Source organism: Elusimicrobiota bacterium (genome assembly GCA_026388095.1).
Lineage (GTDB): Bacteria > Elusimicrobiota > Elusimicrobia > UBA1565 > UBA9628 > UBA9628.
This window is the reverse complement of sequence record JAPLKL010000045.1, coordinates 136,768-149,575: the sequence shown is the minus strand read 5'-3', so window position 1 is coordinate 149,575 and position 12,808 is coordinate 136,768. Positions and strand designations below refer to the sequence as shown.

The following is a 12,808-nucleotide window of genomic DNA, read 5'->3' as shown; positions in this document are numbered from 1 at the left end:
GGCCGGCGCGCCATGAACCCCTTCCGCGCCTTGGGCCTGCGGCCCGCAGGCCCGCCCAAGCCGCGGCGCGAGGAGTTCGCGCTGGCGGATCTGAGCACCCGCTCCGCCCGGGAATCAGGCGGGATATCCTTCGACGCCCTGTCCGTCGCCCCGCCGCGCTCCTATTGGACGCCCTTGAGCGGACCCGTGCCCGGCCGCCTGGTGACCGGGAGCCTGTCTCCCGAGCACAGGGCAAAGTTCTTGCTGCGCCTGCCCAAGGACTGGAACGGCGGCTTGGTGGTCTCAGCCTCCCCGGGCTTCACGGATGAGCACGGCTACGACCTCTACTGGTCCGACTTCCTTATTAATGAGGGCTACGCCTTCGCCTGCATGGACAAGGGCGTCCACACCACCGCCGACGGCGACTCCTTCTTCATCCCCATGGACGGCACCACCAGCATCCGCCATTGGCTGCGCCGTTTCCAGGAACTGGCGGCCCAGGCTTGCGAGGAGAGCGCGCAGCACTACGGCCGCGTTCCCGAACGCACCTATGCGGTCGGCGTCTCCAACGGAGGATATCTCGTGCGCCGGCTCCTGGAAGAGTCGCCGGAACTGGCGCACGGCGGCGTGGACGTCTCCGGCGTGCTCTGGCGGCCGGAGCGCAACCTCCTCATCTCCCTGCCCAGGATGCTGCGCGACGGCCTCCCGGTGGACCCAGCCTGGGAGCAGGCCCTGGCCGTGTACCGGGGCCTCTACTGGACCTCCTCGTTGGCCGTGTTCATCGCGGACCTGGACCCGGCCTACGAAGGCCCCCTGGAGGGTTACGACCTCTCCCGGCGCCCGGCGCAGGTCCGCGCGGCGATCGCCGAGATCTCCAACACCGGCCGCCCAGGCAAGCCCCTGGTCTCCCTCTCCGGCGGCAAGGACTTCCTCATCACGGCCCAAGACCACGCCCAGCCCTACGCTGAGCTAGCCGCCACCGGCGGCCGGCACCGGCTGGTCCTTGTCGACGACGCCACGCACGTCGACGGCGACCAGGCGCTCATCCCCGCCGCCCAGCCGCTGATGCCCCACGCGCATGCGGCCTTCCGCCGCCTCGTGAAGCAGGTCGAAGGACTCAGCCCCGGCCCCGCCTAGGCCCTCAGGCCGGCGCAGCCATCTGCCGCTGCAGGTCCTGGTCGATCTGGCCGTCAAGCCACCGGCCTTCGCCGGCTTGGCGCTCCTTGATGACTCCGTTGACGCTCTCTAGGGCGCCCTTGACCGGGCCGAACTTGGCGCGGGCATCCGAGGCCGACCCCGCGTTGAAGCCGGTCATCAAGAGGCTGGCGAAGCCCGGGATGAACATGTCGAGCAAGCCGCCTCCGCCCGCGCTGACATTGGGCCCGGCCGTGAGCGGCAGGGCCGCGACCAAGCCTTCGGACTTCAGGGTCTTGTTCGAGGCCAGCTGAGACACCTGGCCGCGCAAGGCGTCGATCTCGCCTTGAGCCTTGTGGGCCGCGGCCTGGGCCGCGGAACCCGCAACGGCCGCCATCATCTTATACGTCCCGCTGTGATCCTCGTATTCGGTATGGCAGCTCTGTCCCCCATCCGAATCCCTCTCGCATTTGGTCACGGGCACGTGTTCGTTCATGACCGCCATGGCCAGCATGGCGGTCTCGGTGTTGCGCTGCGAGATCATCTCCTGCAAGTCCTTGTCCACGCTGCGCGCCAGGCCCACCGCTGATTTCAACGGACCTTCCGCCAGCCCGGTCAGGCTGTCGTGATGGTCCCGGCGTTTGATGAATTCCGGCTGCTGGTCCTGGCCGTAGATACGGTCGCTCACGCGCTTGCGCATGGCGGAGTCCTCGGCTTCGTGGATGCCCCCTTCCACCGAGATCTCCGAGTCCTTGAAGCGCTGGATCTCGGCCTTGGCCGTCTTGGCTTGGTCCTTGAGGTTGCCGCCGAACACTAAGGGCACTGTCTTCTGGAATTCGCCGAGCAGGGCGTCGAAACGTCCAGCCTCGGCCTTCTCCCGGGACAGCTCGCCGTGGAAATCCTTGAGCACCCGAGCCAGTTCCCCCTCGCGGGCTCTCTCCGGCCGCTGCTGGCCGGCGGTCTGCGCGCCGCGGATCGCGTCCTTCCAGGCCTGGGGCGTCAGTCCGCCGACCCGCCGCCCGGGCTCCTCGGAAAGCTCGTTGCCATTGAGAGCGGTGCGCACGATGACCAGGCCGTCGAAACCAGCGAGGGTGGCGGCTTTGGCGAGAGGGTCGTTCGTCGCGTCGGCCACGGTCTTGGCTCCGACGGCCTCCGCGGCCGCGATCCGATCTTCCATGCGCTGGCGGCGCGCCTCGGCGGTCTGCCGCATGTCGTCGAGCGCTCCGGCGTTGCGCGCCCGGATCGCCTGCGCCAGGTTGGAGATCTCGCGGAAACTCTTCGAATAGGTCCACTCCTTGTCGGCCGCCTGCCCGTGGTGCCAGAGCGCGCCGCCCGTGATCGCGGCCACGGCCACCGCGCCGGCGGCGACGAACGCGACCGGGGTGGCGATGACGACGGCCCCCGCCACGGCGGCGACGGTGACTACGGCCAAGCCGCCGTAGACCACGATGCTTTTCCAGCCGCTGCGCCAGGCCGGCGCCGCGGCCGCGGGGACCGGGATGGACGGACCCTGCAAGGAAGGGGCGCGGGGGCTGGAGGGCAGGACCCGCGCGTTGGATCTCCCGGGCTGCCCCGCGGCCACCGCCACATCCCCGGCGTCGCCCTGATAGGCGGACCGGTCGTAGGCATTGTCCAAAGCCTTCTTCCTGTCCCCGGCCGAGCGCTCCAGCTCAAGGGGGCTGAACTTGGACTTCACAGCCGCCGCGGCATCCGCCGTCGCTCCCAGACTTTGCCCGATCCTGACGATCTCGTGCTCCGCGCTGGCGCCGTAGATGGCGTAGACGTCGAGGTCCCCCAAGGCCTTGGATAAGGCCAGGGCGGACATCTTCTTGTCGCGAGCCGCGCCCTCAAGCTGGGCGGTGCGCTGCTTGAGCCAGCGCAGGACTTCCGGGGACGCGGCATCGCGGGCCGTCTTGAGCTTCTCCCGGGCTCCGGCCGCCGCGGCCGTGAAGCCGGCGGGCAGGCGCGCCGCCAGAGCGCCGGCCGCCTGCCGATGCGCCGGCGAATCAGGATCGAGCTTGGCGAAGGCCGGCAATCCGGCGGCCAAGCCGGCTTGCCGGATCTCCTTCGCCAATGGCGCCGACGGCGCGGCGGCGGAGCCGGCCCGGGCCGCGCCCCCGGCCGCGATGCCGGAAAGGACCAGCGCTGCGATGACGGCTTTCGTCGCTTGGCTCATGGGTCAAGTATGGGTCCGGATGCCGCTTTTGTCAAGATTGCCGCCGGCTCTTGACAGCGCAGGCGGACCATGGTATACTTTATGAACGAACGCTCGTTCAGTTCGGAGGCACGATGAAACCCAGCACCGACGCTCCGACCAAGACGGCCGCCAACCGGGGCCGCATCCTCAAGGCCGCGGCCGGGCTGTTCCGCCGCCAAGGCTTCCACGGCACCTCCACCCGCGAGATCGCGGACCGAGCCGGGGTCTCCTTGGGAAACATCTATAACCACTTCCCTACCAAGGAGAAGCTCTTCGCCACCTTGCTGGCGGAGTACGAGCGGGAGTACTTCTCCGCCGACGCGCCCCTGGCCAAGGTCTTCACCAGCGCGCGCTTCCCGGACAACATCGAGGAGCTGGGCCGGGCCAGCAAGGAGACCGTGGAGCGCTTCGGCGACTACATGCGCCTCATCTACGTGGACATGGTGGAGTTCGACGCCAAGCACATCGCCCGGATCTTCCTGGCCATGCGCGAGCGCTACCAGCGCGTGCAGCTGGCCGCGGGCACCAAGGTGGCCAAGGACGTGGACCCCGTGGCCGCCATGATGATGGTGACCTTCGGCTACTTCAATTTCTTCATAATGGAGAATCTCTTCAAGGTGAAGGGGCATTATGGCATGAGCGAGGAAGACGCCATCCAATTCTTCGGAAGGGTCTACCGCCGCGGCGTGATGCCGCAGAAGGACTAAAGACGGATCCAGGAGGGACAAATGCCTAAGATCATCGGAACCGGGATGCACGTGCCCGAGAAGCTCGTATCCAACGAGGACCTCTTCAACCGCTTCGGCCGCGACAAGCTGCCCTCCATACTGGAGCGCATCGGCCACGGCGCGCGCTACCACTCCGCCCCCGGCGAATCGTCCGGCGACCACGCGGTCAAGGCCGGCCGGCAGGCCCTGGAAGCCGCCGGCATCAAGCCCGAGGAGGTGGACCTGCTCATCGTGGCCACCGACACCCCGGCCTTCCTCTCCCCGGCCACGGCGGCCTTCGTCCAGCACAACCTGGGGCTCAAGAGCAGCGCGGCCTTCGACGTCAACTGCGCCTGCGCCGGCTTCGTCACGGCCATGGACACCGCGGTCAAGTTCAGCCAGACCGACCCGCAGTACCGCACCGTGCTGGTCATCGGGACCTACGCCATGTCCAAGTTCCTCGACCCCAACGACTCCGCCGCCTACCCCCTCTTCGGCGACGGCGCCGGGGCCGTGATCCTGCGGCGCGAGGGCCAGAGGCACTTCCTGGCCTCCTCCTTGGCGGCTGACGGGATGTACTGGGACTACATGGGCATCTACGCGGGCGGCTCCGCCGAGGTCGCCAGCGCCGAGGCCATAGCCGGCGGCCGGCACCAGGTGCGCCTGCTCAAGAAGTTCCCCTCCAGCCTCAACCGCGACAACTGGCCGCCCCTCATCGAGAAGGTCCTCACCAAGGCGGGACTGCGCAAAGAGGACGTCGGCCTCTACCTCTTCACCCAGATCCGCAAGACCACCATCGAGGAGGTCATGACGATGTTCGGACTGCCCATGGAAAGGACCCACTGCATCATGGACAAGTGGGGCTACACCGGCTCGGCCTGCATCCCCATGGTCATCCACGACGCCATCGCCCAGAACAAGCTCAAGCGCGGCGACACCTTCGTGCTCTGCGCCTCGGGCGGCGGCATGTCCATGGCCTCGCTGGCCATGAGGTACTGAACATGGTTCTCAGCGTTGCCGTTGAAGGCGGTCCGACGCTGAAAGCGTCGGACCCGCCCCGCGAAGCGGGGCCATCCCTCGGCCCGTCACTGCCGTTTATAAGGAAATCCGATCCTTATCGCGGCAAGCTGGTCCAAGTTGAAGAAGCCGTTTCTAAGATCCGTTCCGGCAACGACGTCGTCGTGGCCCAATGCGCCTCAGAGCCGCAAGGCTGCATGTCCAAGTTCCACTTGGCCGCGGACCGCGTGGAGGACGTGCGGGTCTTCTCGGTCCTGACGCTCAAGCCCTACGACTTCTTCATGAAGCCGGAGATGAAGGGCCGCTTCGAGCTGGCCTCCTGGTTCCACGCCCCCGGGGCGCGCCAGGCCCAGGCCGCGGGCGCGGGCACGGTCACCTACGTGCCCAACATGCTGCATCGCGCGGCCCTGGACCGCATCCAGGCCCGCAAGCCGGACATCTTCTTCGGGACCTGCACCCCGCCCGACCGGCACGGTTTCGTCTCCCTGTCCTTGGGCGTCACCTACGAGAAGGACATGGTGGAGGCCGCCCGGACCGTGGTCCTGGAGGTCAACCCCAGGCTGCCCCGGACCTTCGGCGACACCATCGTACACGTACGCGACGTGGACTTCTTCGTTGAGCACGACCAGGAGGTCCCCTCCTTGCCCGCTCCGCAGCCCGGCCCGGTGGACCTGGCCATCGGCGGGCACATCGCGGAGCTCGTCGACGACGGCGCCACCCTGCAGCTGGGCATCGGGGGCATCCCCAACGCCGCGGCCCTGGCCCTGAAAGATAAGAAGGACCTGGGCGTGCACACCGAGATGCTGGTGGACTCCATGATGGAGCTCTACGAGGCCGGGGTCATCACCAACCGCCGCAAGTCCTTGGGCCGCGACAAGTTCATGGCCACCTTCGCCATGGGCTCGCGCCGGCTCTACGACTGGATGCACGACAACCCCGCCATCGAGCTGCGCCGCGGCTCCTGGGTCAACGACCCCGCGGTCATCCGGCAGAACTCGCGCATGGTCTCCATCAACACCTGCCTCATGGTGGACCTCACCGGCCAGGTGGCCAGCGAGTCCATCGGGCCGGTGCAGTACTCCGGGACCGGCGGACAGACCGACACCGCGGTCGGAGCCAAGGAGGCCTACGACGGGCTGGGCAAGTCCGTCATCGCCTGCGCCTCCACGGCCAAGAAGGGGACGCATAGCTGCATCGTCGCGACCTTGCCCCCGGGCGCGGCCGTGACCTTGCACCGCGCCGACTGCGACCACGTGGTCACCGAGTTCGGCATCGCGCACATGCGGGGCCGCACCGTGCGCGAGCGGGCGCGCAACCTCATCGCCGTGGCGCACCCGGACTTCCGGGCCGAGCTCACCGAGCAGGCCAGCAAACTGGACTACATTTAAAGGAGGACCTCAAGAATGCAGATCAAAGGCAGCGTAGCAGTCGTGACCGGCGGCGCCAACGGCATCGGCGAGGCGGTGTCCCGGTACCTGGCCAAGAACGGGGCCAAGGTGGCGGTGGTGGACATGTCCCAGAAGGACATCGACCGCGTGGTCGGCGAACTCAAGGCCGAGGGCGCCTCGGCCGTCGGCATCAACGCCAACGTGACCAGCGAGGCCGACACCGCGCGCTTCTTCAAGGCCGCGGCCGACGCCTTCGGCAAGATCAACATCGTGGTGGCCTGCGCCGGCATCATCCGCGACGGCACCATGCTCAACATCGACAAGGCCACCGGCAAGGTCTCCCGCAAGATGACTTTGGACAAGTGGCAGTCGGTCATCGACGTCAACCTGACCGGGACCTTCCTCACCGTCCGCGACGGCGCCGAGGCCATGGTCAACGGCGGCTGGCAGGGGGTGCTCATCCCCATCTCCTCGGTCAACAAGGCGGGGCAGGTCGGCCAGCTCAACTACTCCTCCACCAAGGTGGCCGACGCCCTGCTGCCCAAGATCGTGGTGGGCGAGTTCCTGCTGCGCGGCATCAGGAACATCCGCTGCGTGGCCATCGCGCCCGGCTACACCGCCACCCCGATGGTCAAGGGCATGAACCAGGAGGCGCTCAAGGCCATCGTGGCCGACGTGCACCTGGGCCGGCTGGTCGAGCCCGAGGAGATCGCCTCCCTCATCGGCCATACCATCGAGAACGAAGCCATCAACGCCACGACCCTCGAGATCACCGGGGGCCTCTGCTATCCCAAGGGCATCGCCAAGTAGGAGAAAAGACCATGAGCAAAGCCAGCATCATCGGAGCGTACAACACGGAATTCGGCGTCTTCGTCAAGAAGGACCCGGCCACGGGCCTCATGACGGACACCAAGACCTACTACGACCTGCTCATCGAGGCCGGCCGGGGCGCGATCGAGGACGCCGACGTCGCGCCGGAGGACATCGACGCGGTCTACGTGGGGTCTTGCTCGCCCGCCTCGTTCCTGAACCAGGAGCACGTGGCGCCGCTGGCCGCGGAGATACACCCCTCCCTGCGCTTCAAGCCCATGACGCGCACGGAGTGCGCCTGCGCCTCCTCCACGGTGGCCCTCTACGACGCGGTTTACGGCGTCGAGGCCGGCCGTTACCAGAACGTGCTGGTCATCGGCGTGGAGAAGATGAACCTGCTGCCCACGCCGCAGATGACGCACGTGCTGGCCTGCTGCTCGCACTGGCCCAGCGAGGGTTCGCGCGGCATGTCCTTCCCCATGCTCTTCGCGGAGTACGCCAAGGGCTACCAGGCCAAGCACAAGATCAGCGACGATGATTTCGAAAGGATGCTCTTCACCGTGGGCGCGCTCGGCTACAAGAACGGCGCCGAGAACCCGCTGGCCCACGCCAAGAAGGGACCGACATCCGTCGAGGCCCTCAAGGCCCTCTGCGCGCTCGACGAGCGGGGCAAGTCCAAGAACATGATGATCGCCAAGCCCCTGCGCCTGCACGACTGCTCCTTGGTCTCCGACGGCGCCGCGGCCCTGGTGGTGACCCCCACCGCCGCCGCCCGCAAGCACGGCCGCAAGGCCGTGGAGATCGCGGGCATCGGGCACTCGGTCGAGCGCCTGCCCATCGGCGTGCGGCCCAACATGCACGAGCTCCAGGCCGGCAAGGATGCGGCGCGCAAAGCCTACGCCGAGGCCGGCATCACGGCGCGCGACGTGGACTTCGCCGAGGTGCACGACTGCTTCACCATCAACCAGATTCTCTCCACCGAGGCGCTGGGCCTCTCCCAGGACGGCCGGGCGGGCTACGACTACCTCGACGGGCGCTTTACGCGCGAGGACAAGGTCGCGGTCAACCTCTCCGGCGGGCTCAAGTCCAAGGGCCATCCGGTGGGCGCCACCGGCGCCTCCATGCACGCCCTGGTCTACAAGCAGCTCATCGGCGAGCCCATCGGCGTGAAGGCCCAGAAGGCCGACATCGGCGTGGCCTTCAACGTGGGCGGCTCGGCCGTGACGAACTGCGTCACGGTGATGCGGCGGCTGAACTAGGAGGCTCCCATGCCAGTCATGACTCTTGAAAAGACCGCGCAGGCGGAGCTCGTCTACAACGACATGACCTTTACGCTCGCAGAGGGCGCGCAGGGCTGGGCCATCTCCTACAGGAAGGGCCGCACGGCCGGGACGCTCGCGGCCGGGCTGTTTCCGGGAGCCTCGCAAGAGGAGGCCCGCGCCAAGGCCCGGGCCGTGATCCGGGGCGCCTTCCCGGTGGGAGTGAAGGTGGTGGGGCCGGACGTCAACCACTCCACCCGGATCGGGGACCTCAGGCTCGTGCCTCCGGACGTCACCCATCCCAACTTCATCCACTGGGACAAGGACAGCGTTCTCCCATCAAGCGAAGGAGGTGCCGCATGAGATCATACGGACTCGTTCTTGCCGCGCTGACGTTCTCCCTGGCCGCCAACGCCCAGGCTGATGGACTCTCTTCCCTCGTGGGGAGATACTCGCTCGATAAGAGGATCGTGGGCGATTGCTACGCACGGATCGAGATCGTCCAGGAGTCCTTCCTGAATGCTGTCGGTCCGAACCTCGGCATCTACGGGCTGCCGCAAGGCCAGGGGCTCATCGTCGCCCAGGTCCTCGACATCAACCGCGGCTACAAGGTCGATGTCAACGAGAACCCCATGGCCATCCTGCCGGGGAGCAGCTCCATCATCGGCTACCGGCCTCGGGAGGCGAGTTTCGACGGCAACCGGCTGCGGTATCGCGAAGGGGAGCTTGCGAAGGCAAAGAACCCCAACCTGCACAAAGGCGATGTCCATGAGGTGGAGCTCAAGAACGGGATCCTGAGCGTGAGATCCGGGACCTTCAGCCTGTGGGGAGATGAGTTCACGGATGTCTGCGCCTACGTGCCGGCGCGCTAGCGTCCTGCCGGACACCAGTTCACCCACTTTTTGTGAGATGGTTGGGGTTCATTGCGAGCCTTCGTTTTCGAAAAATTTTTGCTGGATTAATAATCATAATTCACATCGCGCGCGCGATGCGAATTACCACATAAAATTCAGCGGAAATTTTCAAAAGTGTAGGGAATCCCGCATGCCCAGGCATGCTTCTCGCGGCTAACGCGGCGTTCGCCGAGCCAACCCCGGCGCCGCCCTTTCCTCGGCGACGCGAAATCATAAAGGCGAGTGGTCAGCCCCTCTTGGGCGCCTGCGGCGGGCGGGTTCCGGCGCTGCGCGCCGGAACCTCCTGCAACGGCAACGGAGAAAGTGGGTGAAGTCGAGTTCTCCCGGACCCTTGACGGAGCGCGGCCGGGTGTTTAAAATATCGCGCATGGCCGCCATCCTCCTCGCCGCGCTCCTGCTGCTGCCCGCCTCGCGCGCAGCCGCCTCCGCTCTGGACCCTCTGGGCACGAGCATCACGAAGCTGCGCCTGGCCGGCGCCCAGAGCGAGCCGGTGCCCGCGGCCCGGATCGGCGCCAGCTCCGAACAAATCTCGGCCTTCCTCCAGGGGCTCGCCAAGCGCATGGACCTTTCCAAGGCCCACATCTCGGTCATCGATCTGCGCGCCCCGGCCGACCCCGGCCGGGGCGGCTGGAACGACCTGGACATAGTGCCCGCGGCCAGCGTCATCAAGCTCGCTCTGCTGGCCGAGGCCCATCACGCGGTCGCCTCCGGCGCCCGGTCCTGGGACTCGTCCATCGCCATCTCTCCCCGGAACATGACCGGGACCTGGGGACCGCCCCATGACCCCTACCCCGCCATCACGGCGGGCTCGCTCTGGAGCCTGCGCGACCTGGTCGAGGTGATGGTGCGCCGCAGCGACAACGCGGCCACCAACACGCTCATCGACGTCCTAGGCCGCAGCAGCGCCACCGAGTTCGCCCATCGGAACGGCCTTCTGCTGACCTACGTGCGCCACAAGCTCTCATCCGGGACCGACGTGCCCGACCCGGACGCCACCGGCTACAACCAGATGCCGCCGCGCGACGCCGCGCTCCTGCTGGAAGCCGCGGCGCTGGGCAAGCTGGTCTCGCCTGAGGCCTCCGGGGCCATGCTCAAGACTTTGGAAGGCCAGCTGGACCGCTACCTCATCGCCTCGGTCCTGCCGCCCGGGACCGTCTACGCGGGCAAGACCGGACAGCTCTCTCAGAACCGCAACGACGCGGCGCTCGTGCGCGGGCAGGGGCGCTTCTACGTCCTGGCGGTCTACACCAGCCTGCCGGACAACGACGAGGGCACGGGCCCCGGCGGGCGGAAGATACAAGCCATCGCACGCGAAGTCGACGCCTTCCTCAGCCGCTGACTCACCCAGCCGAGCCGGCATGCCGCGCCGTCCACTGAGCGGCGCGTCGGCGCGCTTCGGCGACCTGCTCGCTCGTCATCCGTGGACGCACTTTATCCATCTGCTGCTTTCCCGGCTCGTAATTCTGAGCCGCGCATAGGATGAACCACTTGTACGCCTCGACGAAATCTTGGGCGACTCCGACTCCGTTGGCATACATCGCCCCGAGATTGCTCTGGGCCCTGGCATCACTTTGCTCGGCGGCCTTGCGGAGCCACTTGAGCGCCTCGGCGTAGTCTCGGGGGACGCCTTTCCCCATAAGATGCATCCAGCCGAACGTGCCTTGGGCTTCGGCGATACCCTGGCCTGAGGCCTTGCGCAGCCACTGGCCCGCTTCGGCGTAGTCAGGGGGGACGCCTTCTCCCCTGAAATACATCATGCCGAGGTTGTCCTGGGCCCCGGCATAACCCTGGTCGGCGGCCTTGCGATACCACTTGAGCGCTTCGGCGCGGTCCTGGGGGACGCCTTTCCCCAGGCCATACATCGCGCCGAGGTGGCCCTGGGCCTCGGCATAGCCCTGGTCGGCGCCCTTGCGGAGCCACTTGACCGCTTCGGCATAGTCCGGGGGGATGCCTCCCCCTCCCTTGAAATACATCATGCCCAGGTTGTCCTGGGCCCCGGCAAAGCCCTGGTCGGCGGCCTTGCGATACCACTTGACCGCTTCGGCGTAGTCTCGGGGGACGCCTTTTCCCTGGGCATACATGGAGCCGAGATTGCTCTGGGCTTCAGCAAATCCCTGGCCAGCGGCCTTGCGATACCACTTGACCGCCTCGGCGTAGTCTCGGGGGACGCCTTTCCCGTTGGCATACATGAAGCCGAGGTCGTGCTGGGCCCGGGCATTTCCCTGGTCGGCCAGGGGCTTGATCATTCTCAGGGCCCGCTGATAGTCGCCGGCCGCAAAAGCCGCCGCCGCCTCATCAGGAGAGGCGGCCCGGAGGGGCTGGCCTGCCGCCAGGAGCGCGAAGAGAACCATCGCCATGCGACCTCGCTTCATCATCTCCTTCCTAATCCCGCTGGTAGACGCACCGCTGGACCGTGACCGGGGCGGCGGCGCCCTCCTGCTCCTGCTGAGTCACCGTCAACGTTCCCTCGGCCAACTTCAGCCTCGTGATCCTCCGGGACGTCACCGTCACGTCCGCGGACGGCCTCACCTCACGCAGCTTCTCGGAGACCACCTCGTTGTCCGCCGTCGTCTGCGACACCTCCCGGTAGAAATAGGAGGGATTGAAAGCAGGCTCCGGCTGAGGCTTCGGCAGCACGTTGCCCCGGCAGTACCGGTACGCGTCTGCGATCCCCAGCTGGCCATACCACGCCACGCAGCCCGCCACGTCCAGCAGCGAAGGATTCTCCACATCATGCCTCGTGTACTGCATCGGCCCCTGGTCGATGTCGGAGATGAAGCTCAGCACGTAGGTCTCCGGCGTCCGCACGTTTATGGAGGCGAAATGATCATCAGGCGCCATGGACCTCTCGCTCACGCGCTGGTCGTATTCCACCGTGATCCTCTCGTCGCCGGCCTTCTCGGCCACGATGCAGCCCGCCCCGGCGTCGGCCCTCTCCGTCAGCCGGTAAGAGCCGTTGAGCGTGGACAAGTCGAAGCGATGCCTCGGCATGGACCTGCTGTGCTCCCGGTTCCACGCGACCGCAGAAGGCATGGACCGCGCGCCGATCCCGGCCGCCTGCAGGATCTCGGCCGGAGGCGTGGCGAGATCGACGCCTTCAGCCCAGACCGGCCCCGCCAGCCCGCACGCCAACACCGCTGCGACCCCTGCCGATCGGATTCTCATTGCGATACCTCCCTGGATGATTCGAACGCGGCTTCTTGGACGGAACGGGAGGGCCCGGCTTACAAGCCGGAGGTCAGGTCGATGAGGAGGATCACGATGCGACGCGTGAACGGCATGACTCCAGTGTAGCGCCGACCGACAGGATCAGCCAGGGCCTTTGGCCTCAGACCAGGCCGGGACCAACGGCCCAGTCGAGTCGCAGGAGAAATAACCCCCGGGAGGATCTGTAAGATGAACC

The 12,808-nt window shown here is 67.1% G+C and carries 12 protein-coding genes; 9 read left to right on the top strand and 3 right to left on the bottom strand.

Annotated elements, in window-relative coordinates; all coding sequences use genetic code 11:
• The first annotated feature begins 12 nt into the window (after positions 1 to 12).
• Positions 13 to 1,116, top strand: coding sequence for a hypothetical protein (locus NTY77_11950; protein ID MCX5796201.1), 1,104 nt, complete (start codon positions 13 to 15; stop codon positions 1,114 to 1,116).
• A 4-nt stretch (positions 1,117 to 1,120) separates the two neighbouring features.
• Here NTY77_11950 and NTY77_11945 read toward each other — a convergent pair whose 3' ends face one another.
• Positions 1,121 to 3,289 (bottom strand): hypothetical protein, encoded by a 2,169-nt coding sequence (locus tag NTY77_11945; GenBank protein ID MCX5796200.1) that lies wholly within the window; start codon positions 3,287 to 3,289, stop codon positions 1,121 to 1,123.
• A 113-nt stretch (positions 3,290 to 3,402) separates the two neighbouring features.
• On the opposite strand from NTY77_11945, the gene NTY77_11940 reads away from it, so the two are divergent.
• The 8 genes from NTY77_11940 (at position 3,403) to NTY77_11905 (ending at position 10,744) form a co-directional block, all read left to right on the top strand.
• Complete coding sequence (locus NTY77_11940; GenBank protein MCX5796199.1) at positions 3,403 to 4,017, top strand: TetR/AcrR family transcriptional regulator; 615 nt, start codon at positions 3,403 to 3,405, stop codon at positions 4,015 to 4,017.
• Positions 4,018 to 4,038: 21 nt separating this feature from the next.
• Positions 4,039 to 5,016, top strand: a complete 978-nt coding sequence (locus NTY77_11935) for a ketoacyl-ACP synthase III (protein ID MCX5796198.1) — start codon at positions 4,039 to 4,041, stop codon at positions 5,014 to 5,016.
• Positions 5,017 to 5,114: 98 nt separating this feature from the next.
• On the top strand, positions 5,115 to 6,422 hold the full coding sequence (locus tag NTY77_11930; GenBank protein MCX5796197.1) for a 4-hydroxybutyrate--acetyl-CoA CoA transferase: 1,308 nt from the start codon (positions 5,115 to 5,117) through the stop codon (positions 6,420 to 6,422).
• A 15-nt stretch (positions 6,423 to 6,437) separates the two neighbouring features.
• Entirely contained in the window at positions 6,438 to 7,232 is a 795-nt protein-coding gene (locus tag NTY77_11925) for an SDR family NAD(P)-dependent oxidoreductase (protein MCX5796196.1), read from the top strand.
• An 11-nt stretch (positions 7,233 to 7,243) separates the two neighbouring features.
• Positions 7,244 to 8,491, top strand: a complete 1,248-nt coding sequence (locus NTY77_11920; protein ID MCX5796195.1) for a propanoyl-CoA acyltransferase — start codon at positions 7,244 to 7,246, stop codon at positions 8,489 to 8,491.
• Positions 8,492 to 8,500: 9 nt separating this feature from the next.
• The gene (locus tag NTY77_11915) at positions 8,501 to 8,854 is read left to right on the top strand and encodes a hypothetical protein (GenBank protein ID MCX5796194.1); all 354 of its coding nucleotides are present in this window, start codon (positions 8,501 to 8,503) and stop codon (positions 8,852 to 8,854) included.
• Positions 8,851 to 9,363 carry a hypothetical protein gene (locus NTY77_11910; protein ID MCX5796193.1) on the top strand — a complete coding sequence of 171 codons (513 nt, stop codon included), beginning with the start codon at positions 8,851 to 8,853 and terminating at the stop codon, positions 9,361 to 9,363. The genes NTY77_11915 and NTY77_11910 overlap by 4 nt, the downstream gene beginning before the upstream one ends.
• Positions 9,364 to 9,772: 409 nt before the next feature.
• Positions 9,773 to 10,744 (top strand): class A beta-lactamase-related serine hydrolase, encoded by a 972-nt coding sequence (locus tag NTY77_11905; protein ID MCX5796192.1) that lies wholly within the window; start codon positions 9,773 to 9,775, stop codon positions 10,742 to 10,744.
• A 1-nt stretch (position 10,745) separates the two neighbouring features.
• Here the strand turns inward: NTY77_11905 and NTY77_11900 are convergent, their stop codons facing one another.
• Complete coding sequence (locus tag NTY77_11900; protein ID MCX5796191.1) at positions 10,746 to 11,762, bottom strand: sel1 repeat family protein; 1,017 nt, start codon at positions 11,760 to 11,762, stop codon at positions 10,746 to 10,748.
• A gap of 25 nt (positions 11,763 to 11,787) precedes the next feature.
• Positions 11,788 to 12,570: a hypothetical protein gene (locus tag NTY77_11895; protein MCX5796190.1), complete on the bottom strand. Its 783-nt coding sequence runs from the start codon at positions 12,568 to 12,570 to the stop codon at positions 11,788 to 11,790.
• Positions 12,571 to 12,808: the final 238 nt, after the last annotated feature.